The following is a 21,962-nucleotide window of genomic DNA, read 5'->3' on the forward strand; positions in this document are numbered from 1 at the left end:
AGACGAAAGAATCATATTTAGACAAAATAATTCATTTGCTGCGTTACTTTTAAATTGAAAGTAAATTTCTATTCACTTTACTGAAATAAAGCCTATAAGTATAGGAAAAGTTTAATTTTTATTATTTTCTAAATTATTTTAAAATAATGGACTTTTCTACTAGACGAACCCCTAAATATTATGTACAATGTTTTCAGAATATTATCTTTATTGCGAAGAGTAAAGTAACTATCTTGGGAAATTTTTTTAAAAAACGGGGGGTAAAGCCATGAGAAAGAAAAAATTAGCTGGTATTTTTATGTCAATGATGGTAGCAGCAGGCGTGATGGCAGGATGTAACTCTACAACTAGCGGTGATGGTGGTGGAGGAGATACGATTAAAATTGGAGCAAACCTTGAATTGTCTGGTGGGGTCGCTTCTTACGGCCAATCAGAAAAAGAAGGTATCGACCTTGCTATCGAAGAAATCAACAAAAAAGGTATTGATGGAAAGAAACTAAAGCTTGTTACGTTTGACAATAAGTCAGAGGCATCTGAAGCAACAAGTGGTGCGCTTAAATTAGCTACTCAAGACAAAGTGGCTGCAATTATTGGTGCAGCAACAAGTACAAATACGCTTGCACAAGTACAAATTGCTCAAGATAATAAGATCCCATTAATTACACCAACTGGTACAAATCCTACAATCACAAATAAAGATGGAAAAGTAAGTGACTTTGTTTTCCGTACATGCTTTATCGACCCATTCCAAGGTACGGTTGCGGCGAACTTTGCAGCGAAAGAATTAAAGGTAAAGACAGCGGCGATCCTTATTGACAGTTCTAGTGACTATGCAAAAGGACTTGCAGATTCGTTCAAAAAAGCATTTAAGAAAAATGGCGGAAAAATCGTTTCTGAAGAAGCATACGTGGCAAAGGATACAGATTTCCACGCTACTTTAACAAATATCAAGGCAGCAAATCCGGAATATGTATTCATTCCTGGATACTATGAAGAAGTAGGTCTAATCATTAAGCAAGCTCGTGAAATTGGTCTAAATGTACCATTAATGGGTGGCGACGGCTGGGATTCACCTACTCTAGTAAAAATTGCTGGCGGCGCGGAACCATTAAAGAACACATTTATTACTAACCACTATTCATCAGGTGATAGTGATAAGAAAGTACAAGACTTTGTTAATGCCTTCAAAGCAAAATATGATGGCAAATCACCAGATGCGTTCAATGCTTTAGGTTATGACACAGTGTACTTTATTGCTGATGCAATTAAGCGTGCAGGAAGCAGCGATTCGAAGAAACTTCAGAAGGCCTTGGCTGAAACAGATGGACTTGAGCTTGTTTCAGGAAAAATGAAGCTTGATAAAAATCACGATCCAATCAAGGCAGCTGTTATCCTTGAGTATGTAAACGGCGAACAACAATTTAAAGTGAAAGTAAATCCTTAAATTAGAAAAGCGGAAGTGCCTTGTTCAGTCCCGACAGGCAAATGTTCTTCAGCGAGAAAAGTCCGCCTTTTGACTTTTATTGCCGAAGGTTATTTGACCCGAGGGGCTAGGCGCTGAAGCTAGACAAGTTAATAACAGAGCAACATGATAAGGGATACTGGTTCAATAAATTTTATAATGGGCAAATGAATAGGGAGAATGGATGTCTCCCTATTCCCATTTTAGAGACAAGTTGAAGTCCTTTTAAGGGAGTGTTTGGACATGGAACAGTTTATACAACAATTAGTCAACGGAATATCCCTGGGGAGTATATATGCGTTAATTGCCCTAGGCTACACGATGGTATACGGTATCGTCAAACTGATTAATTTTGCCCATGGGGATGTCTTCATGGTCGGTGCATTTATAGGCTTTTATTCTATTACTATTTTAGATTTAGGATTTTTCCCTGCTTTAGTTATTTCCATGGCAGCTTGTGCTATCTTCGGGGTACTAATTGAACGGATTGCGTACAAGCCATTGCGGAATGCGACAAGAATAGCAGCTCTCATTACAGCCATTGGGGTGTCCTTGTTTATTGAATATGGAACGATTTATGCTCGTGGTGCACAGCCAGAAGCGTATCCAAGTAATTTGGTCCCAATCAAGAGCTTAGATGTGTTTGGGGTAAAAATTAGTGGACAATCCATCCTTATTCTAGGAACATCCTTAGTTTTAATGATTCTTCTGCAATTCATTGTTCATAAAACGAAAATTGGAAAAGCGATGCGTGCCGTTTCTCATGATATGGATGCAGCAAGATTGATGGGGATTAACGTAAATAACACTATTTCTGCTACCTTCGCTATCGGTTCTGCTCTAGCAGGTGCAGCTGGGGTTATTTTTGGAATGTATTATACGAAGATTGAACCGCTGATGGGGATTATCCCAGGGCTGAAAGCTTTCGTTGCTGCTGTTTTGGGCGGAATCGGAATTATTCCAGGAGCGATGGCAGGCGGATTAGTTTTAGGTACAATTGAAGCGTTTGTTAGTGCGGCAGGCTATTCTTTATGGCGTGATGGAGTTGCATTCATTGTCCTCATCTTAATTTTAATCTTCAAACCAGCAGGCTTATTTGGTAAAAATGTCAGGGAAAAGGTATAGGGGGAGGCTTCTACGATGACTATTTTTAAACAGGCAAAGTTTTTTTGGACTTCAATCGTTTTAGCCGTTGTTTTTGCAGTCGTGATGCAATTTTTTATTACAGGCGGAACACTCAATCAATTTTATGTAAATACACTGTTTTTTATGGGAATTAACATTATTTTAGCGGTCAGCCTTCACTTAATTATTGGGATTACTGGCCAGTTTTCCATTGGACATGCTGGGTTTCTCGCAGTGGGTGCCTATGCGTCTGCAATTATGACCATGAAATTAAGCATGCCGTTTCCAGTAGCATTAATAACAGGTGGATTAGCGGCAGCGGTAGCAGGTCTAATTATTGGGATCCCTACCCTCCGTTTAAGAGGAGATTATTTAGCCATTGCTACTCTTGGTTTTGGGGAAATTGTAAGAATTGTCTTTTTAAATATTGATTATGTAGGCGGCGCCAGCGGGATGACTGTATCCCATTTAACCACATGGCCGTGGTTGATTGGATGTGTATTACTAACGATTATTGTGATTGCAAACTTCACCAACTCTACACATGGAAGAGCTTGTATCTCCATCCGAGAGAATGAGATTGCAGCTGATGCTATGGGAATCAATACGACTTATTATAAAGTCGCAGCCTTTGCGCTTGGTGCCTTTTTCGCAGGGATTGCGGGTGCATTATTTGCCCACAACTTCTACATTATCCAGCCAACTAACTTCGGATTCTTAAAGTCATTTGATATTTTAATTTTTGTCGTATTGGGTGGGTTGGGCAGTATGTCTGGTGCCGTTATCGCCACTGTCCTGTTGACCATCATCTCTACCTATCTTCAAAACTATCCAGAGGTACGGATGGTTATCTATAGCTTAGTCTTAATCGTAATGATGCTTTACCGTCCACAAGGTTTGATGGGTACAAAAGAAATTACATCACTATTTAAAACGGGTAAGTCCGCTAAAGGAGGAGTACAGCATGGCAGCAAAAACACAGTTGCTTAAGGTTGAAAATGCAGGAATCCGATTTGGCGGGTTGAAAGCAGTGTCTGATGTAAACCTGGAATTAAAGCAGGGTGAACTTGTCGGTTTAATTGGACCAAACGGTGCCGGAAAAACAACCTTCTTTAACCTTCTGACAGGTGTGTATGTTCCCACTGAGGGAAGCATTTCATTAGAGGGAGAAAAACTGAATGGCCTGGCTCCTTATCGGATTACAAAAAAGGGAATCAGCCGGACCTTCCAAAATATCCGTTTGTTTAGTGAATTATCCGTACTGGATAACGTAAAGGTTGCCTATCATACTTTGTCTAAGCATTCCATTGTTAGCTCGATTCTTCGCCTCCCTTCCCACTTTTCCGGCGAGAAGGAGATGGAAGAAAAGGCGATTGAATTCTTAAAAATCTTTAAGCTTGACGATGTCTTGCATGAGAAAGCAAAGAACTTACCATATGGCCAGCAGCGCCGTCTTGAGATTGCGAGAGCCTTGGCTGCAAATCCAAAGCTATTGCTCTTGGATGAACCGGCAGCTGGTATGAACCCGCAGGAAACGGAAGAGTTGATGAATTTAATCGCTCTTATTCGCGAGAAATTTTCATTAACCATTCTATTAATTGAACATGACATGCTTCTTGTTATGGGAGTTTGTGAGCGCATCTATGTTCTTGACCATGGTCAATTGATTGCTGAGGGAACACCAGAACAGATCAGAAATAATCCAAAAGTCATCGAAGCGTATCTTGGCGAGGAGGTCTCTTAATATGCTAAAAATAAAGGATATGAATGTCTATTACGGAAATATTCATGCATTGAAGGGAGTTTCCCTCGAAATCAATCAGGGAGAAATTGTGACACTGATTGGAGCAAATGGTGCCGGTAAAAGTACGCTGTTAAAGTCGATCTCTGGCCTCTTGAAGCCAAAAAGTGGAGAAATTGTCTTTGAGAATGAGCATGTGGCTGGGAAGGTTGCCCAATCTATCGTAAAAAGAGGCATTTCTCAGGTTCCTGAAGGCCGTCGAGTCTTTCAAAATATGTCTGTTGAGGAAAATTTAGAGTTAGGTGCGTATTTACGCAAAGACAAAAAAGGAATTCGTGAGGATTTTGAAAAAGTCTATCAGCTTTTCCCGCGATTAGAAGAGCGCCGCAAGCAACTCTCAGGTACGCTTTCAGGTGGTGAGCAGCAAATGCTTGCGATGGGTCGTGCCCTTATGGCTAGACCGCGCCTATTGTTACTAGATGAGCCATCCATGGGTCTGGCCCCATTGCTGGTAAAAACCATCTTTAAAATTATTGAGGAAATCAATCAACAAGGCACGACTATATTATTAGTCGAGCAAAATGCGAATATGGCCTTATCGATTGCCGATCGTGCTTATGTCATCGAGACAGGAAAAATTGTCGCTTCAGGTTCGGCGGAAGAGCTGGGGCAAAGCGATCAAATAAGAGCGGCCTACTTGGGTGGGCATTAAATAAGAAAAGCGCAAGCGCCTTGTTCAGCCCCGACAGGCAAATGTTCTTCGGCAAGAAAAGTCGTTCTTTGACTTTTATTGCCGAAGGTTATTTGACCCGAGGGGCTAGACGCTGGAGCTGGACAATTCTCGAAGTCGAAGAATATGTTTTCTTATCATTTAAAAGGGGCTGTAATCCCTTTTTTTCGTTATATCTTTATTTTTTGACGATCTGTTTCAAGTTTAAATTGGAACCGTTGTTTTGGGCTTACTTTTGCTCGAATTATGTTCGAATAATCCTGATAAAGCTGTTCTATTCCCACTAAAGCAAGGGAAAAGAAATTAGCATAATTCTTTTGAACCTCCCACTTTAACTCATTCTTTCCGCAAATACTGTACTTATTTAACTCTTCAATTTCCTTTTGAATCTTCACTAATTCCCTAGTTTGCTCCTCCTCAGGAAGCGACAAAACCTGGTCGATTTTTTCAATATAGGCTTTTGATTTATCGATCTTCTCCTTTATTTCTTGATATCCCTCCTGATCAATGAGTTGGTAGTATAATTTGAACTCGTTTAATTTCTTAGCAGATTCATAGGTCGCATTCACAATATCATCTCGTGTCAAATCTTTAGTTTCATAGCTGAGCATATGCTTCCAGGAAGGTTGTGTGATCGCTTTGCGGTGGTCTTCAAGGGTATGACAGAGTTTTTTATAGCCATGGATTTCCGGATGTTCAAAAGCTGGACTTGCCGGGTCTAAGAACGGTGCCAAAGGTGCGACAAAGTAATAGACTCTGGGGTCCTTCTGGCAGGCCAGATGAATTTCCTCACAAAAATCAATATTTTCGAGGGCACTTTGATAGGTCTGTCCAGGTATCCCCACCATGAAGAATAAATCGATTTTTTGACAGCCATTTTTAAGAGCATAGTTAAGAGTGTCGATGACCTTTTCGTTGGTACAGCTGAACTTTCCATTATACCTTCTTATTTGTTCATCATGCGTCTCCAGCGTGATTTCAATGCTATACTTTGGTACACTCTCATTGATTTGCTTGAAAAATTCCTCATCCGCATACTGAAACAATTCAAACACGATTTCATTTTTAAGCCTAAGTTTTTTAAGACGGTTAAAGAATTCATTTACATAGTCACTGCCGCCTTGTCTTAGGTCGTGAAGAATGAAAATGGGAGCGCGGCTAAACCTTGAGATAAACTGAATATCTTCAATTAGCTTTTTCGGCGACCGTAGCGCAAGGGCATTGCGGTTACAGTTTTGATCATACGCTTCCCGTGAGCCTCCGCAGATCAAGCAGTTTTGCGTGCAGCCTCTGGCCGTTAAAAGAGCGGTATTTGGGTATTGCAGCCAGCCGTTGTATGGTAGCGGGTCTAGGAAATTCCTATACTTGAACACAGAGCGGATCGTGTAGCGGTAGCCAGGAACGTCGATATCATCTAAATCCTTTGGTACATATGTGAGTGGATTGAAGCCGTACTTGCTTCCCTTTTTCCAGGTTAAGTTTGGAATGTCCGCAAAGTGGGTGTTGCCTGCCTCGACTTTGTTCATTAGGAGAAGCATAAGCTTTTCGGTCGAATCGCCGCGCATGACAAAGTCGATGAACGGGTATTCAATTAAATCTTTATGATAATAGGTGGCAGATAGTCCTCCAAAAATGATGGGTGTTTGGGGGTGAAGGGTCTTTACAATTTTGGCAAGCTCGATACTGCCATGTGCATGTGGGAGCCAATGAAGGTCGATTCCAAATGCTTTGGTTTGGATGTTTCTTAGTTTGGCTTCGACATCAAAATGTTCATTCATCAGCATTCGATTGGCGATGTTAATAATTTTTACCCTTAGTCCGTATCTTTCTAGGTAATCCGCAATACTTGTCAGCCCGACTGGGTACATTTCAAATACAGGCGATGACGGAACAACATCGCTGATGGGACCTGCTAGCAAAGGATTTTTTCTAAAATCGTAAACACTTGGTGCGTGCAAGAGAACTAAATCGTATTTCATGACTCCACCTCTTGAAATGTGAATATATTCACAAATTTAAATAAATTATGCTTCCATAATTTAAGTTTACTATAGTCATAGAAGGATAAAGTGACAAACGAGTGACAATATTTAGGTGATTTTGTGTATAAAGTATGGTTGTCATTCAGGGCATGGTCTATTAGACTAACTGTAATTGACAATATTTTTCAAGGAGAATGACGATGGCACAGATCAAAACGAATGCAATGCGTATCCTGGACGCAAAAAAAATCGAGTATGACATGCTGACATATGATAATAAAGATGGAAAGATTGACGGAGTTTCGGTCGCTGAGAAAATTGGCAAAGATCCAAAGATAGTCTATAAAACCCTTGTGGCACAAGGCCCTAGCAAAAACATTTATGTGTTTGTCATTCCTGTTGCCGAAGAGTTGGATTTGAAAAAGGCAGCAAGAGCCGCTGGAGAAAAAAGCATGGAGATGATCCCTGTGAAGGATATTCAAAAATGGACGGGCTATATCCGCGGTGGCTGCTCCCCTATCGGAATGAAAAAAGACTACAAGACCTTCTTGGACGAAACCTGCAAGGACCTTCCCGAGATGGTCGTCAGCGCAGGCAAGATCGGCGTACAAATCGTCCTCGCCCCCACCGTACTGCAAGAAGTAACAAAGGCGCTAGTGATTGATCTTATAAAATGAGAGGCTATGTTAAAGCATTATGTTGATTTGAAACACCTGTTGATTGGAGCGGAAGGCGAAGATCCTCGAAAATGCTATCGCATTTCCTTCGTGCGGTGCTGATTCGATGAAGCAAATTCAATGTCCTGTGGGAGTATGGTTCAGGGGAGACCCCGCAGACGCTTGCGCCGAGGAGGCTCGCCGAAACACCCACGAACCGCTCGTGCCTGGATCGGAAATCAACAGACAAGTTTAGCAAAGAGAAAATGAGAATCAGATGAATTTTTCTATAGGCACTCACCTATAACCCATATGTGCATATGATAGGGTGTAAATATCTCACCTAATAACTCGCCACTAAACAGAATGCAGGATGACGAGGCGCAGTTGAGTAGCATAAAAGGGAGTGTTGATGAGTGGCAGGAAAAGTTAGAAATTATTTTGCTGGCGGGAACACAGCCAGAGGCTTTCATAACCTATATGATTCCAATCTTCAAGGACTAGACCGGTTGTTTATTTTAAAAGGCGGACCTGGAACAGGTAAATCTTCATTGATGAAAAAAATTGGCCATGAGTGGGTAGAGCAAGGCTATGATGTGGAGTTTTTACACTGTTCCTCCGATAATAATTCCATTGATGGTGTGCTTATACCAGCACTAAGGGTTGGGATTGTCGATGGAACGGCACCACATGTCATTGAGCCGAAAGCACCTGGAGCAGTTGAGGAATATATTAATCTCGGCGAAGCTTGGAATGCCCGTAAGCTTAGTGTGCAAAAAAATGTGATCCAAAAGCTGACGACTCAAATAAGCCAATCATTTCAGAAGGCGTATGCCACCTTTAAGGAAGCATTAGACATTCATGATGATTGGGAAAAAATCTATATTAATAGCATGAATTTTAAAAAGGCCGATCAATTAACGAATAAATTGATTGATACCTTCTTTGGAAAAATGAAATTGAATAAGACGCCAGATGTTCGTCATCGTTTCTTAGGTGCGGCCACACCGAAAGGCGCCGTTGATTTCGTTCCGAACTTAACAGAGGAGATTCCGAAACGCTACTTTATTAAAGGGCGCCCTGGGTCCGGAAAATCAACGATGTTGAAAAAACTTGCCGCCGCAGCACAGGAACGCGGGGTCGATGTGGAGATTTATCATTGCGGCTTTGATCCAAACAGCCTCGATATGTGTATTTTTAGAGAACTCGGCATCGCCATTTTTGATAGTACGGCACCACATGAGTACTTCCCAAGCCGCGATGGCGACGAAATTCTCGATATGTATGAACTTCTTATTGAGCCAGGAACGGATGAAATTTTTGCGGATTTTATCAGCAAAATCTCCGCTAAATACAAAAATAAAATGAATGAAGCAACTAGCTATCTTGCTAAAGCAAAAGAACTGCATGATGAACTTGAAGAAATTTATGTTTCTGCCATGGACTTCTCTGTTGTGGAAAACATTCAGAGTAAAATTGCTGGGGAAATAAAAGATATTGCGGCAGCAAATGTTTTTTAATCTCAATTGAAGTGGGGCTGACTAAGAGTCAGCCTCACTTTTCTATTTCTTCTTCTTTTTTTGCGTGTGATTGTTTTTATTGCCTTTGCTATTATCGCCACTTACAAATTCAGTCGCAAATTCTGCTTCAGCGTGTCCGGCTCGAGGAGAATTTTGATTGTTACTGCCTTTATTGTATTTCTTCGTCATGATGATCCCTCCTTTTTACTTGTAGTGTGGCGTAAGACGATGTTTTCATGCTAATAATTAAAGGGTAAACTACTAGAAAAAAATAGAAATTTTTACATAGGAGGCATTTCTTTGTCAGACAAGCTGGATTTTGTAACTAAGCTGTTCGAAGCGAACCGAAATGAGACAGAGGCGGGGCCCATGAAGAAGTATATGAAGGATCATTTTTCATTTTTAGGGATCAAGTCGCCGATTCGGAAGGAATTAGAAAAGGAATTTTTTAAAGAAACAGGAATAGTAAAAGAGCCCTTTGACCAAGAATTTATCATAGAGCTTTGGAAAAAGAACGAGAGAGAATATCAATATACTGCCTTAACTTACATAGAAAAAATGTTAAAGAAGCTGAAAAAGGATGACTTAGCTTTAATGGAAAGATTAGTTCTGGAAAAATCCTGGTGGGATACGGTGGATGCGATCGCGGCAAAGCCGGTTGGCAGAATAGCGGAAATGTATCCAGAAGTAATTGAGGAGACGATTGATGGCTGGGCGATGGATGAAAATATGTGGCTGCGAAGAACAGCGATTCTTTTTCAATTGAAATATAAAGAGAAAACCGATGAGGATCGGCTGTACCGATACATAAGGAGCAATTCCTACAGTAATCAGTTTTTTATCCAAAAGGCAATCGGCTGGGCACTTCGTGAATATTCGAAGACAAATCCAGCTTCCGTTAGGCGGTTTATTAATGAAAATACCCTTGCTCCTTTAAGTGTTCGCGAAGGCAGCAAATATGTAGGCTGAGCATTAAACCATTCATGTGTAACTATTCATGTTAGAATGGGCATAATGAAAAATTATGGAAGGTGAGACTCTTGATTAAATGTATTGCATCAGACATGGATGGAACATTATTGAATTCCACACAAACGATCAGTGAAGAAAATAAAGAAGCAATTTTAAAAGCACAGGCACAAGGTATTGAATTTGTTGTGGCGACAGGAAGGTCTTATCAAGAGGCGACCTATGTGTTAGCAGAAGCTGGTTTAAACTGCCCGGTCATCGGTGTGAATGGGGCTGAGGTGCGCTCGAAGGATGGGGGAGTTCTTGCTTCCACTCCAATCAGCAAAGAGTTGGCTAGAAAAGTAGCCGCAAAGCTAGTTGAAAAAGATGTGTATTTTGAGGTGTATACCGATAAGGGGGCCTATACAATTGATGCAGATAAGGCAGTTTCTATCCTCGTCGATATCGTTGTCAGTGCGAACCCGGAGGCAAACGTCCAAGAGATTGTGGAGGCTGCAGGGGCAAGAATCCGAGATGGGTTAATTCATACCGTTGAGGATTACGAAGTTTTATTCGCCAGCGATGACTACCAAATCTACAAATTCCTGGCGTTTGACTTTGATGCAGATAAATTGGAAGCAGCGAACAAGTCTCTAGCTGAGTTGGACGATCTGGCTGTTTCTACATCAGGTCATGAGAACTTGGAAATTACCAACAAGAATGCGCAAAAAGGAATTGCACTTGGAGCGTTTGTAAAAGCAAAAGGAATTGAGCTGTCCGAAACAATGGCGATTGGCGATAACTTTAACGATGTCTCCATGTTTGAAGCTGCTGGAAAAGCGGTGGCTATGGGCAATGCGGGCACGTACATCAAGTCCATTTGTGATGCTGTCACAGCTACTAACAATGAGCATGGTGTAGCGAAAGCGATTTTGGAGGTATTGTAGGAAAGAGTGGCACCATGTGAAATTTTCACATGGTGCCTGACACCCTACAAGATTTCAATCTTCAAGGAGTTGACTTGGGAGACGAGGAGTTCTTCGTATTGTTTCTGGGCTTGGAAGTAGACTTCTTGCTCGCCGTAGGTTGGGTTTTCTTTTTTTACCTTTGCAATCAGATCCTTTTGCACCTTTTGTGCAAGAACAATCATTTGGTATTGCTCCTTTTCAGTCTTCCAAAACTTATCTTCCCCATACTCCTTAATTAACTTTTTCGCCGCATCATATTGGTTATATTGTTCGCGGGCCTTTCCGACAGCGGACTCTACTTCCGCAGCCGATGCCTTATGCCCTTTTTCGTTCGCGAGCATTGCCATCGAGCGAAGACGAATAATTTGTGTTAATAATTGATTCTTATTGTTATTAATCTGTTCCTGTGACTCCAGATAGGCTAATTCTTCCTCTAATTGTTTACCTGAGTATTTCTTCTTAGCGGCCTCGCGGTTAATTTCAAGCTGCAGTTGATTAATAAACTTATAAAACGCTACATCCTCATTCGTAATCCATTCACCGTTAATCATTGCCACACCCTTAGGCTTTGTGACATTGATGTCGATGACTTTTTCTGTCTTTTTCCCGTCTTTTTCAATTACAAACGCTGCTTCATATTTGCCACCCATAGGTAGCGCCGCTTTACCAGCGTACGTACCGTCTTTCCCTTCTGTAAAAGTAACATCATAAGTCCCGTGATCCATATTGGTCATCGATAATTGCCCGCTAACCTTCAGTCCTTTAACCGCCTTCTTGTTTTCCGTTACCTTGATTTCAAAGGGCATCGCCGAATCTTTTTGATAGTAAGGCGCCTTCGTCACTTTGATCTTATAATCAGGACCGCTGCTGCAGCCCGTTATTAAACTGGCCAACAAGAGTAAGACGAGCATAAACCGTGTTTTCATGAACCAATTCCTCCTAGGTTATGAGTGTTTAAAAATTCCTCTACTGTATACTTTTCTATTTTTCCATCATCTAAATAGGCCACATGGGTACACACCTGTTTGATTTCATCCAAATGGTGGGAGGAAAGCAAAATGGTTTTATCCTGAAGAGAGCCTAACACCTCTAAGATCTCCTTTCGCCCCATGGGGTCGATACCGCTTGTCGGCTCATCAAGAATAAGAATGCGTGAATCCTGAAACAAGGTGATCGCGAGGCCGAGGCGCTGCAACATTCCCTTCGAATATTGCTTTACTTGGACATTGCGGTCGTCCCACAGCCTTACGGCGGTTAATACTTGCTGAATCCGTTCAGCATCCGCTTGTTTAAATACCGCTTCTGCGAAAAAGGTCATATTATCAAGGCCTGTCAGCATGGGATAAAGCATGAATTTTTCGGGTAAGTACGCTATCGCTTTTTTCCAGTCACTGTTTTTCTTCGTGACCTCGATACCGTTAATGGTAACCGAGCCTTGCTTCACGGGCAAAAGGCCGAGCAGACTATTAATCAAGGTGGATTTTCCTGCGCCATTACGGCCGACAAGGGCACAAATTTCATTTTCATGGATCTCAACGGATACCGAGTCAAGGACTAGCTTTTTCCCGAAGGATTGGTTTACATTCCTTACTTTAATCATTCATACCCCTCCTTGCGGTTGAATAAAATGGCCGTTGTGTAGGATGCCACGAGCCAAAAAATGAGATTTCCCAGTAAGAAGAACACAGGCTTCGTCCACATAAAGGCCTGCAGGAGTCGGGACATATGGCCAAAGGAATACACGCCCGTACCTGTTTCGAGAAACATTCGGACCGCTTGCAGCGGGTTTAAAAAGTAGACGGCAGAAAAGAGCTTCACATTTTCATAGGTGACGTCTGGTAAGAAGGAAAGCAGGATAAAATCGTGCAAAAAGAAGAAGTAAAACCAGACGAAAATCGTATAGCCGATTATTTGCATCCGCGAGCGGCTAAAACTGCCAATGGCGGCCCCCATTTGTAAAAACACGAGTGCTAAACAGGTAATGGTTACTACAAAGATGAGATAGCCCTTCATATCTAGTTGGAAATTAAACTTTAACAATAGTAAATAGATGAAAAACCAAGCTAGAAGCGGGACTAAAACTACGGTATAAAGCCCCAGGCTTTTTTTCACAAAGAAGGTTGAAAAGCTGTCTTTCTTCGTTAGTAACATGATTAATGTTTTTTGTTCCTTTTCCTGAAAGATGGAGAAGGCTCCGATAAATAAGCACAGGATCGGGATGAAATAAATAATCGTATCAAATAGATTGATTAAGAGAACATAAAACCCTTTATCAAATGAAAGGACAGAGGAACGAAACAAGATACTAATTGAAATAAGAACAATGATACTTAAGGAAAGCCAAAGTCCTTTTCCTCTTATATTTTCCTTCCATTCCTTCCAAATGTAATGCATAGTAGATGTCTCCCTTTTAATAAAATTAAGACCACCAACAGTCCTAAAGCAGCGAATAGAACAGGTGATTGACTGCCTTTTGCAGCAGCTAACGGATGTGGATCAGTAAACATCACTTCATCGTCTGTCAGGGTGGCATGGATTTTTTCATAGATTTTAATGGCTGGACTCTTTAAAAATAGGTGGGTTAATTCCTGGTCTTCTAACAGCTGATGAAGTGAAGAATGATAGGTAACGTCAAAGTCGCCAATCCCGTTCTGATTTAAATCTGTGAGCGGAAAGGAGCTTCCCCAGTCATTGCCTTTTCCAGCCTTGCTCCATGTGTTGTTTTCTCCCGTGCCGCCAAGGGTGACAACGGGAATGGTATTTTCCGAGATCCGGTTTAAGGTGAACGTTTGATCATTGGAGCTGGCCCAAAGCTCAATGCCGATTTGGTTTTGAATCACTTTGTTCGCTTTAATGGTGTTTCTTGTGGCCTGATCAATATATAAGCCGCGCTGGTTCATATAAAACGTATTATGGGCTATATAATTATCGTTGGCTTGTAAGAGTAATAAGCCAAACGATTGGTTTCCATAGTTAACAATAAATTGATTATCTTCGAGTTTCAGATGGTTCGAGTTCATAATGGCCGCACCGCCTGTATTCATCGTGAAAATATTCTTTATGAAGATATTTTCATCGGAATACATATAATGCAGGCCGTACCGTGTGTGGCTAATGTTATTTCCATAGCTTTGATTGTTGTTGGCATATTCGAAGAACATCCCATCGCGGGTGCCCTCGATTGTGTTTTTTTCTAAGAGATTATTATTTGCATAATAGACGTGAAGACCATTTCCTTGCGCGGCGATTTCTCCTTTGCCCAACCCTTTAATATCGTTATAGCGCACTTGGTTGTGATGAGCCTGGCTCAGATAAATCCCGTGAAAAGAATGGCGGATGCGGATGTGCTCCACGATATTGTTGTCCGTGTAAACCTTGATGGCCGCATATTCTTCGGAAGAGTTGCGGTTCATACTTCCATGGGTCACGGTTAAATGGCTTAACTTAACGTGAGGGGCCTTAATGGCTATCACGTTCCCCGTACCGTCTCCTTTTATCACGGTGTTTTTAGATCCAATGATGGTTAATCGCTTGGTAATGACGATATTGCCTTCATAGGTTTTATTTTCAAGCTTCAAAACCGCCCCCTCTTTCAAGCTGTCGATCGTTGCTTGCAAGTTTTCGGCAGCTATATCTTTTTCTGGTTTTATCAAGAGAAAGAGAAAAAAAACTAGCGATAGGAGCGTGAATTTTTTCATGTTACTTTCTGTCCTTCCATAACGGAATGAGTAAGAGAATAAAGGCAGCCATAACTAAATACGTTCCCATACCGAGCAGACTTGTCGTATGGAAGTTTGCGATCGTGTTATGTCCTAAGATAGGCGGCACAAATGGATCAATTTTAATTGGTGCCTTAGGACTTAGGTTGGTACCAAATTTTTTCAAGGCAGCATGAAGATCGAGGACGCCGAGTGCCCCTCCGATGACGAATAGGCTGATCAATCCATAGAGGACAGATTTTTTTCGAAGCAGCGCTGTTAATAGAGTAAGAGCCGCTAAACCACCAATTAGATAGGGGAGATAGAATAACTCAGGGAAGTTTTCTTCACTGAAGTTGGACATCCCGATGTAATGATTTAAGCCGTTAACGATATCAATTTGTCCTTCGAGCTTGTTAGGATAGACGATGATATTTAATCCTTCCGGATATTGTGGTGCGATGAACACCATCTTCCACCACGGGAAAAAGAGTGAAGCGGCTATTAAAATCGCGGAAACCCCTAATAGTAATGAAGACAATAACGACAATTTTTTAGTACTGCCAATCAAGTTAACCACTCCTAATATAGTGATAATTAGATAAAAGGAGGAGGGTACCAATTTTTTGAGAATTGATACCCGTCATCCATTTACTTTTTAGGTTTTACAAGGAAGTAACCGGTCATTTCCTGATGTAAAGCTGAGCAGAAGTTTGTGCAATAAAGTGGGTAAGTTCCAGCTTTGTTCGCGACAAATTCCATTGTATTGGTCTGACCTGGCTGGACTTCCATGTTTAAGTTATAGCTGTTGATGGCAAAACCGTGCGTAATGTCCTCATCGAAGTCAATATTGGTGAGATGGATGAATACGTGATCGCCTTCATTTACTTCAATCACATCAGGACGCTTGGCCTTTGCATCAAAGATGAATTTAGAGCGCATCGCGATGCCATACACATGGACTTCATTGCCGTTGCGGACTATTTTTGCATCAGCTTTTTTGTACACCGCGTCTTTATTCTTTGCATCCTTTGGATACACATTTATGGTTTTAATCTTGTCTGCCTTAATCATTTGCGCATAGTGTGGTTCAGGGTTCACTGGTGCTGATTGAATGACCTTCATCTTGCCGCTGATATCAATTAACTGCATGGATTCAGGGTGTGAAGGTCCGACAGATAAGTAACTGTCTTTTGCGATTTTATTAAGAGCCACGAGCCATTTACCGTCAGGTGCGACGGTGTCACCCTCTGCTGCAACAGAATGTCCTGGAGAATACTGAACAGGAACACGGTCTAATGTTTTACCTGTCTTCGGATCCCATTTCACAATTTCAGAAGAAATGAACATCGTTGTATAGGCCATACCTTTATCATCAAATTGAGTGTGAAGTGGTCCAAGCGCGTTCTCTGGGTTCACTTCTCGTTCCATGACAGACTCATATTTTAAGATAGGAATGCCATTGCGTTCGCCGGCAAATGATTTATTTTCCACTGCTTTAAAGGCCTTTTCGAATGAAAAAACAGTCATGGAAGGAGCCAGTTTTCCAGAGGCAATAAAGTACTTACCATCAGGTGTGACGTCTACACCATGTGGAGATTTGGCAACAGGGACTAGATAAATACCGCCTTTTTGTTTTTCAGGGAAAATCATTTTTTGACCGCCAACATCCTCGTACTTGCCTTCCTTGACCATTTTCTCAAGCTCTTTCCAGTTAAAAAGAATGATGTAGTCGCGGTCAGCCTGTGAGGCGTTGATTTCAAGGTTCGTCGTCGCTTCTTCTGTGTTGTAAGTCGTCATAACGGCCCAATCAGCGGATCCCTTTTTACCCGCATCTGAAAGGTCATAGGACCATGGCGGCAGGGCCACCTGGTAGGCAATGTTCAGCTTTTCTTTGTTTTGGTCAAAAGTGACGGCTGACATGACGCCGCGGTATTTCGTGCTGTAGTCATCCAACGATTCATATTTTTGGCCAAGCGGTACGGCGAAGCGTGTAGGCAGGAACATGTACTCTGTATTTTCAGTAACGAAGGCCGCACAGTGTGGTCCGCTTGTATTTGGAACTTTAATAATGTCTTTGACGGTAAATGTTTTTAAGTCCATGGCGGCCGCGCGGCTATTACCGACATCTGTCGCGAACATGAACTTCCCGTCATAGTCTCCTTTTGTTTCAGAGAAGGCTGGGTGATGAAGGTCTCCCCATGTGTAGTCACCCATCAATTTTTTGGAGTGCTCATCAAAGCCGTAACCTGTTGCAGAATCTGGCGAGAATACAGGAATGGTTCTGATATGGCGCATGGATGGAACGCCGTAAATAAACATTTGTCCAGAGTGACCGCCAGATGCAAATAAGTAATAATCATCTTTTTTCCCGAATGGAACATAAACCTTTTCTGCGTCGCTCTTATTGGTCGAAGCGGCTTCCGTATTTGTTTTTGCTGAAAAATCGGCAAAAGAAATAGTTGCGGCGACAAACCCTGCGAGAAGTCCCGATGCAATCGGAATCCATTTTTTCATTTACACTTACACCACCTTTTTCAATTATTTGGCTTCAGATGCTTGTTTAAGAAGATCTAAAACCTGCTTTCGTTCGTCATCTGTTAATGGACTTTTGCCAATGACTCCTGACATCACAGCAGATGTAGGCTGTTTCAGGAATTCTTCAATGGGCTTGCCGTGCTTGCCTTCCACGTTAACAAAGGCCTGTGAAAGGTCTGGACCGACTGCACCACCTTTTAAGTTAAGAGCCTCAACACTGTGGCAGCCCAGACATCCTTTTTTATTAAGGATATTGTCATCGCTGACAGAGGCACTTGTTGTATCTTTCGCCTCTTCCTTGGTGGTTGTTGTCGCTTTTGTTTCGGTTTGGGCGGTTTGTGCTGGTTGCTCAGAGTCTCCCATAATGACGCCGAAAACAAGGTAACCAAGACCAAAGCCAAGCAATGCACTAATGGCAAAGCTAATAAGTGCTTTATTCATTCTGTCCCCTCCTTTTTTCAAGGCTGTGCTAAAGAACAATGTTGATTTTTATCCCCTGTTGATTGGAGCGGAAGGCGCGAAGACTCCTATGGGAGTACGGTTCAGGGGAGACCCCGCAGGCGTGAGCGCCGAGGAGGCTCGCCGAAACGCCCATGGAAAGCGAAGCGCCTGGAGCGGAAATCAACAGACAAGTTTAACAAAGCCTTTTTTAAATGAACACCTTCATCCTAAATGGAATGCAGGTGGAAAATTGTGACGTAAAGCACAGTTTTATTTTTCTTTATGAACGTTTTGTGAATGGTAGGAAAAAGCCTAGTGTGGTCACGGTTTTAAAAAATGAACGTTTTGTGAATCTCGTCACTACATCTTGGTTAGAACTTACTTACAATAGGGAAAAAGAGGAGTGGGGAATATGAAGCAGTCCGAGTGTGTAAAGGATCCACATCTATCGGTTTATCAAGAGGGAAAACATAGTGAGTTTTTGCGGAAAATTATTATCTTTAAGGATTTATCGTCAAAATCCCTCCAGGTTATTGAAAAACGGATTCAGTCCTTTTCTTTAAAAAAAGGAACCAGGATTATTTCAGAGGATGACGTCGCGAGAGGAGTTTATTTTGTCCGTACGGGAGCGGTGAAGCTGACCAAACAGGATGAGAATGGCAATGATATCATCGTTTGTGTGAAGCAAACCGGGGATGTGTTTGCTGAGGCTAGTTTATTTACGAAAAAAACAGCGAAGTACCCTGCAACGGCCACGTTGCTCCAGGATGGGGAGATCCTATTTTTAGATAAGCTGGAGCTGGAAAAGGATTTATACAATGATCCTGAGCTTGCGATGCAAATGATTCGCTATATGAGTGATGGCCTACGAGAAATGACGGCACAGTTAAGGGATGTTGCTTTGCTGGATGTGTATGCGAAAACGGTGAAGACTCTTGAACGGTTGGGGGAGAAGTTTAATACAGGGAGAGCGAGATGGGATATTGAAATTCCTTTGACGGTACAGGAATTTGCAACGCTGGTCGGCACCACCCGCGAAAGCGTCAGCCGTGTGTTTTCGAAGCTGAAGAAAGAGGGATTGATTGATTTGAAGTCCCGAAAAATCATAATTCTGGACTGGTGCAGCCTTTGTACGCTGCTGCATAAGGAGTATTAGAATTGGTGAGGGTGGTGTAGAAGCTGGTCTACGTGACCTTACAAGGGAGTAAAGTGAGGGTTGGGTAACATAGAGGCGGCGGTCTACGAGACGATTTGAACTTTTTTCGCGTGGTAACGGTCGCATAGAACGTCTTTACGAGACCAATTGCAATTTTTTTCAGTGGTAACGGTCGGATAGAAGGCCAGGCTTCTATGAACCGTTTTTTCTTTTTTCGCATTAACATTGGTCGCGTAGCCCGCGTCTACGAGCCCTTTTTTCTTTTTTCGCATTAACATCGGTCGCGTAGCCCGCGTCTACGAGCCCTTTTTTCTTTTTTTCCATTAACATCGGTCGAGTAGCCCGCGTCTACGAGCCCTTTTTTCTTTTTTTTCATTAACATCGGTCGCATAGCCCGCGTCTACGGACCCTTTTTTCTTTTTTTCCATTAACATTGGTCGCATAGCCCACCTCTACGAGCCCTTTTTGCCTTTTTCGCATTAACATTGGTCGCATAGACTACCTCTACGAGCCCTTTGTACCATAAACACAATGAAAAAAGCCCTTCATGCGCGAAGGGCTCCCTAGTTTGCAAATTTATAGGTCCAAAAACGTTCGTTGTTGATCCACATCATGATTTGTGGGTCTTGGTTTTTCAGCTTCTCTTCCATGCCGATAAACATCTGCTCGGTTTGTGAACGGTGCGCTTGGATGGCTGCGAGCTTTGTTTGGCCTACAGGGGCGATGTTGTTGACTACATCCGCTTCCCCAAGCTCTTCGACACAATTATTCGAGAAGGCCACACAATGCAGGGTCGGCCTTGCAGCCGCAGGCATCTTCTCCACCGCTCTAACGACCGCCGCACCGGTCGCATCGTGGTCTGGATGAACGGAATAGCCTGGATAAAACGTGATAATTAAGGATGGATTCAGTTCGTCAATTAAGGCTGCCATCCTGTCCGTTAACTTCGCTTCATCTTCAAATTCAATTGTTTTATCACGGTAACCTAGCATGCGAAGGTCTTGAATACCCAATACACGGGCTGCCTCCTGCAATTCCTGCTTTCTTATTTTAGGGAGATTTTCCCGATTGGTAAAAGGAGGATTTCCCATGTTTCTCCCCATTTCCCCTAATGTTAAGCAAGCATAGGTGACAGGGGTTCCATTTTGGACATGTGTCGCAATCGTACCTGATACACCGAATGCTTCATCATCTGGGTGAGGAAAAACGACTAAGACATGGCGTTCTTTTTTCATAGATATTCTCCTTTCCGAGGTAATTGTTGCTCGCTCCCATTCTTACTCGAACGGAGTATGACTGATCTCAAGGGCAACCGCAAGCTTGCCTTCGTGGTCATGGCCGGCTAATAATAGATGGTTTTCTTCATCAATTTCAAAATGAGTAATACCTTCGGCGTAAATCCAACCGAGGTTAATTTTGAGACCGACGCGATACGGGCCAGGTCCTGTAATCTTCCCTAATTCATAACGGACTAGGGCATTACGAATATAGGCACCAGCGGAAAAGAAAGATGCATCCTTATGAGATGCGTAAGCACCGTTGGTTGTTTCAAGGTGAATATAAACATCTTGATTGGCAAAGCCATTAATGGCCTCTTGGACACGGCTTAAATCCACTAACTCCATGCCTCATGACCTCCTTCCCATTATTCCACAAGCAGAATCTATAACTATTGTTATTTAATAATGTAACTATCATACTAAAATCATTTGAAAAATGCGAAATGAATGCTTAAAGAAAAGCGTAAGCGCCTTGATCAGCCCCGACAGGTAAATGTTCTTCTGCAAGAAAAGTCGCTCTTTGACTTTACTTGCAGAAGGTTATTTGACCCGAGCTGTAACAATCATCGCTTTATTAAGCCATGATTGTTACAAGATACTCATGGAAGATTATTCAGGGGGAAAACTGCTAGGCACTGGAGCTGGACAATTCTCAAAGTCGAAAATTCACTTCTAATAATGTAAAAAGAGGCTGCACGAACGCCAACCTCTCTTGATCTTATTTATTCACAATCCTCACAGTACTCGGTAACAGCGCCGCCACGGTAGGCTCCGTGCCATGTAGGTCCGACGAATTGATTTAAGCGGAAGCCTTGTTGGATGGCAGCAGTAATAAATTCCTTCGCCACATCCACTGCATCATATACAGATTTCCCTTTCGCCAGTTCCGCTGTGATAGCTGATGAATACGTACAGCCAGCGCCGTGCGTATACGTTGTTTCGAATTTTTCGGATTCGTATAGCTTAAATTCCTTTCCATCATACAGAAGGTCAACAGCTTTATCCTCTGAAGTAAGCTTGCTGCCGCCTTTAATAAGAACGAATTTAGCGCCTTGTTCATGGATTTTTACAGCGGCTTCCTTCATTTCTTCCACTGTACGTGGTGTTTTCGTTCCAGCCAACTGTCCAGCTTCAAAAAGGTTTGGAGTAACCACTAATGCACGTGGTAAAAGCAGCTCGCGCATTGCGTCAGTTGTCTCCGGATGTAATACCTCATCTTCACCCTTACAAACCATAACTGGATCGATAACTACTTTTTCCAGCTTGTTCTCATCAATTTTTCTTGCTGCTAATTCAATAATTTCAACAGTACCAAGCATCCCAGTTTTCATCGCATCGATGCCAACGGAAAGAACAGTCTCTATTTGAGTTTCCAGTGTGTCCACTGCAATAGGAAACACACTGTGGTGCCAGTCTTTTGGATCCATGGTTACAATCGTTGTTAACGCCGTCATCCCGTAAACCCCAAGCTCTTGGAATGTTTTTAAGTCCGCTTGAATGCCTGCGCCGCCGCTCGTATCAGAACCAGCAATCGTCATTACTTTTTTAATTGTCATTATGTACTCCTCCTTCAGGATAGTAGACCTTCTATTATTATAAAACAAATCCAAAAATTTAACATAAATGTGATTTGGCTTTTGTGTGATGGTGGAATCCTTGACAGAAAAATGACAATTAGACCAATTGTACTATTTGCATGCCTGCAGCGTGATAAATA

General features: G+C 42.2%; 22 protein-coding genes. 10 read left to right on the forward strand and 12 right to left on the reverse strand.

The window, feature by feature from the left end; all coding sequences use genetic code 11:
- The first annotated feature begins 268 nt into the window (after window positions 1–268).
- The 5 genes from QE429_RS01725 to QE429_RS01745 all read left to right on the forward strand — a co-directional run bounded on the left by QE429_RS01725 (window position 269) and on the right by QE429_RS01745 (window position 5,040).
- Window positions 269–1,444, forward strand: a complete 1,176-nt coding sequence (locus QE429_RS01725) for an ABC transporter substrate-binding protein (protein ID WP_307283272.1) — start codon at window positions 269–271, stop codon at window positions 1,442–1,444.
- A gap of 261 nt (window positions 1,445–1,705) precedes the next feature.
- Window positions 1,706–2,587: a branched-chain amino acid ABC transporter permease gene (locus QE429_RS01730; RefSeq protein ID WP_307283275.1), complete on the forward strand. Its 882-nt coding sequence runs from the start codon at window positions 1,706–1,708 to the stop codon at window positions 2,585–2,587.
- A gap of 15 nt (window positions 2,588–2,602) precedes the next feature.
- Complete coding sequence (locus QE429_RS01735; protein WP_307283278.1) at window positions 2,603–3,577, forward strand: branched-chain amino acid ABC transporter permease; 975 nt, start codon at window positions 2,603–2,605, stop codon at window positions 3,575–3,577.
- On the forward strand, window positions 3,552–4,331 hold the full coding sequence (locus tag QE429_RS01740) for an ABC transporter ATP-binding protein (protein WP_307283280.1): 780 nt from the start codon (window positions 3,552–3,554) through the stop codon (window positions 4,329–4,331). The genes QE429_RS01735 and QE429_RS01740 overlap by 26 nt, the downstream gene beginning before the upstream one ends.
- Before the next feature lies 1 nt (window position 4,332).
- On the forward strand, window positions 4,333–5,040 hold the full coding sequence (locus QE429_RS01745) for an ABC transporter ATP-binding protein (RefSeq protein ID WP_307283283.1): 708 nt from the start codon (window positions 4,333–4,335) through the stop codon (window positions 5,038–5,040).
- Between the two features lie 188 nt (window positions 5,041–5,228).
- Here the strand turns inward: QE429_RS01745 and QE429_RS01750 are convergent, their stop codons facing one another.
- Window positions 5,229–7,037, reverse strand: coding sequence for a TIGR04190 family B12-binding domain/radical SAM domain protein (locus QE429_RS01750; RefSeq protein WP_307283286.1), 1,809 nt, complete (start codon window positions 7,035–7,037; stop codon window positions 5,229–5,231).
- Between the two features lie 203 nt (window positions 7,038–7,240).
- Between QE429_RS01750 and ybaK the strand changes: the two genes are divergently transcribed.
- Together ybaK and QE429_RS01760 are read left to right on the forward strand one after the other, a co-directional pair.
- Complete coding sequence (ybaK, locus tag QE429_RS01755; RefSeq protein ID WP_307283293.1) at window positions 7,241–7,717, forward strand: Cys-tRNA(Pro) deacylase; 477 nt, start codon at window positions 7,241–7,243, stop codon at window positions 7,715–7,717.
- Between the two features lie 395 nt (window positions 7,718–8,112).
- A complete protein-coding gene (locus tag QE429_RS01760; RefSeq protein WP_307283295.1) occupies window positions 8,113–9,216 on the forward strand; it encodes a PRK06851 family protein in 1,104 nt (367 codons plus the stop codon).
- A gap of 42 nt (window positions 9,217–9,258) precedes the next feature.
- Here QE429_RS01760 and QE429_RS01765 read toward each other — a convergent pair whose 3' ends face one another.
- Entirely contained in the window at window positions 9,259–9,405 is a 147-nt protein-coding gene (locus tag QE429_RS01765) for a hypothetical protein (RefSeq protein ID WP_307283297.1), read from the reverse strand.
- Between the two features lie 111 nt (window positions 9,406–9,516).
- Here QE429_RS01765 and QE429_RS01770 point away from each other — a divergent pair, with 111 nt between their 5' ends.
- Together QE429_RS01770 and QE429_RS01775 are read left to right on the forward strand one after the other, a co-directional pair.
- Window positions 9,517–10,185: a DNA alkylation repair protein gene (locus tag QE429_RS01770; protein ID WP_307283299.1), complete on the forward strand. Its 669-nt coding sequence runs from the start codon at window positions 9,517–9,519 to the stop codon at window positions 10,183–10,185.
- 71 nt (window positions 10,186–10,256) lie between these two features.
- Window positions 10,257–11,111, forward strand: coding sequence for a Cof-type HAD-IIB family hydrolase (locus tag QE429_RS01775; RefSeq protein ID WP_307283302.1), 855 nt, complete (start codon window positions 10,257–10,259; stop codon window positions 11,109–11,111).
- A 44-nt stretch (window positions 11,112–11,155) separates the two neighbouring features.
- Here QE429_RS01775 and QE429_RS01780 read toward each other — a convergent pair whose 3' ends face one another.
- From QE429_RS01780 to QE429_RS01810, 7 genes are all read right to left on the reverse strand, one after another.
- On the reverse strand, window positions 11,156–12,058 hold the full coding sequence (locus tag QE429_RS01780) for a FixH family protein (protein WP_307283303.1): 903 nt from the start codon (window positions 12,056–12,058) through the stop codon (window positions 11,156–11,158).
- Entirely contained in the window at window positions 12,055–12,732 is a 678-nt protein-coding gene (locus QE429_RS01785) for an ABC transporter ATP-binding protein (protein WP_307283306.1), read from the reverse strand. Before QE429_RS01785 ends, QE429_RS01780 begins: the two co-directional genes overlap by 4 nt.
- Window positions 12,729–13,526, reverse strand: coding sequence for an ABC transporter permease (locus QE429_RS01790; RefSeq protein ID WP_307283308.1), 798 nt, complete (start codon window positions 13,524–13,526; stop codon window positions 12,729–12,731). Before QE429_RS01790 ends, QE429_RS01785 begins: the two co-directional genes overlap by 4 nt.
- Window positions 13,490–14,710, reverse strand: coding sequence for a nitrous oxide reductase family maturation protein NosD (nosD, locus tag QE429_RS01795; RefSeq protein ID WP_373463171.1), 1,221 nt, complete (start codon window positions 14,708–14,710; stop codon window positions 13,490–13,492). The genes QE429_RS01790 and nosD overlap by 37 nt, the downstream gene beginning before the upstream one ends.
- A gap of 121 nt (window positions 14,711–14,831) precedes the next feature.
- Window positions 14,832–15,398, reverse strand: coding sequence for a hypothetical protein (locus tag QE429_RS01800; protein WP_307290708.1), 567 nt, complete (start codon window positions 15,396–15,398; stop codon window positions 14,832–14,834).
- A gap of 83 nt (window positions 15,399–15,481) precedes the next feature.
- Entirely contained in the window at window positions 15,482–17,347 is a 1,866-nt protein-coding gene (gene nosZ / locus QE429_RS01805) for a Sec-dependent nitrous-oxide reductase (protein WP_307283313.1), read from the reverse strand.
- A 24-nt stretch (window positions 17,348–17,371) separates the two neighbouring features.
- The gene (locus tag QE429_RS01810) at window positions 17,372–17,809 is read right to left on the reverse strand and encodes a cytochrome C (protein ID WP_307283316.1); all 438 of its coding nucleotides are present in this window, start codon (window positions 17,807–17,809) and stop codon (window positions 17,372–17,374) included.
- A gap of 412 nt (window positions 17,810–18,221) precedes the next feature.
- Between QE429_RS01810 and QE429_RS01815 the strand changes: the two genes are divergently transcribed.
- A complete protein-coding gene (locus QE429_RS01815; protein WP_307283319.1) occupies window positions 18,222–18,965 on the forward strand; it encodes a Crp/Fnr family transcriptional regulator in 744 nt (247 codons plus the stop codon).
- 563 nt (window positions 18,966–19,528) lie between these two features.
- Here QE429_RS01815 and bshB2 read toward each other — a convergent pair.
- The 3 genes from bshB2 to pdxK all read right to left on the reverse strand — a co-directional run bounded on the left by bshB2 (window position 19,529) and on the right by pdxK (window position 21,801).
- A complete protein-coding gene (gene bshB2, locus QE429_RS01820; protein WP_307283322.1) occupies window positions 19,529–20,200 on the reverse strand; it encodes a bacillithiol biosynthesis deacetylase BshB2 in 672 nt (223 codons plus the stop codon).
- A gap of 42 nt (window positions 20,201–20,242) precedes the next feature.
- The gene (locus QE429_RS01825; protein WP_307283324.1) at window positions 20,243–20,590 is read right to left on the reverse strand and encodes a YojF family protein; all 348 of its coding nucleotides are present in this window, start codon (window positions 20,588–20,590) and stop codon (window positions 20,243–20,245) included.
- A 377-nt stretch (window positions 20,591–20,967) separates the two neighbouring features.
- A complete protein-coding gene (gene pdxK, locus QE429_RS01830; RefSeq protein WP_307283326.1) occupies window positions 20,968–21,801 on the reverse strand; it encodes a pyridoxine/pyridoxal/pyridoxamine kinase in 834 nt (277 codons plus the stop codon).
- Between the last annotated feature and the right edge of the window lie 161 nt (window positions 21,802–21,962).

This window comes from Bacillus sp. SORGH_AS_0510, from assembly GCF_030818775.1.
In the GTDB taxonomy this organism is placed as follows: Bacteria; Bacillota; Bacilli; order Bacillales; family Cytobacillaceae; genus Neobacillus.

Bases quoted from the DNA above. Each gene is read 5' to 3' on its own strand.
- QE429_RS01750 (WP_307283286.1), bottom strand. From the start codon at position 7,037: ATGAAATACGATTTAGTTCTCTTGCACGCACCAAGTGTTTACGATTTT.
- QE429_RS01780 (WP_307283303.1), bottom strand. From the start codon at position 12,058: ATGAAAACACGGTTTATGCTCGTCTTACTCTTGTTGGCCAGTTTAATA.
- QE429_RS01735 (WP_307283278.1), top strand. From the start codon at position 2,603: ATGACTATTTTTAAACAGGCAAAGTTTTTTTGGACTTCAATCGTTTTA.
- nosZ (WP_307283313.1), bottom strand. From the start codon at position 17,347: ATGAAAAAATGGATTCCGATTGCATCGGGACTTCTCGCAGGGTTTGTC.
- QE429_RS01815 (WP_307283319.1), top strand. From the start codon at position 18,222: ATGAAGCAGTCCGAGTGTGTAAAGGATCCACATCTATCGGTTTATCAA.
- QE429_RS01745 (WP_307283283.1), top strand. From the start codon at position 4,333: ATGCTAAAAATAAAGGATATGAATGTCTATTACGGAAATATTCATGCA.
- QE429_RS01785 (WP_307283306.1), bottom strand. From the start codon at position 12,732: ATGATTAAAGTAAGGAATGTAAACCAATCCTTCGGGAAAAAGCTAGTC.
- QE429_RS01730 (WP_307283275.1), top strand. From the start codon at position 1,706: ATGGAACAGTTTATACAACAATTAGTCAACGGAATATCCCTGGGGAGT.
- bshB2 (WP_307283322.1), bottom strand. From the start codon at position 20,200: ATGAAAAAAGAACGCCATGTCTTAGTCGTTTTTCCTCACCCAGATGAT.
- QE429_RS01825 (WP_307283324.1), bottom strand. From the start codon at position 20,590: ATGGAGTTAGTGGATTTAAGCCGTGTCCAAGAGGCCATTAATGGCTTT.
- QE429_RS01725 (WP_307283272.1), top strand. From the start codon at position 269: ATGAGAAAGAAAAAATTAGCTGGTATTTTTATGTCAATGATGGTAGCA.
- QE429_RS01790 (WP_307283308.1), bottom strand. From the start codon at position 13,526: ATGCATTACATTTGGAAGGAATGGAAGGAAAATATAAGAGGAAAAGGA.
- ybaK (WP_307283293.1), top strand. From the start codon at position 7,241: ATGGCACAGATCAAAACGAATGCAATGCGTATCCTGGACGCAAAAAAA.
- pdxK (WP_307283326.1), bottom strand. From the start codon at position 21,801: ATGACAATTAAAAAAGTAATGACGATTGCTGGTTCTGATACGAGCGGC.
- QE429_RS01740 (WP_307283280.1), top strand. From the start codon at position 3,552: ATGGCAGCAAAAACACAGTTGCTTAAGGTTGAAAATGCAGGAATCCGA.
- QE429_RS01765 (WP_307283297.1), bottom strand. From the start codon at position 9,405: ATGACGAAGAAATACAATAAAGGCAGTAACAATCAAAATTCTCCTCGA.
- QE429_RS01810 (WP_307283316.1), bottom strand. From the start codon at position 17,809: ATGAATAAAGCACTTATTAGCTTTGCCATTAGTGCATTGCTTGGCTTT.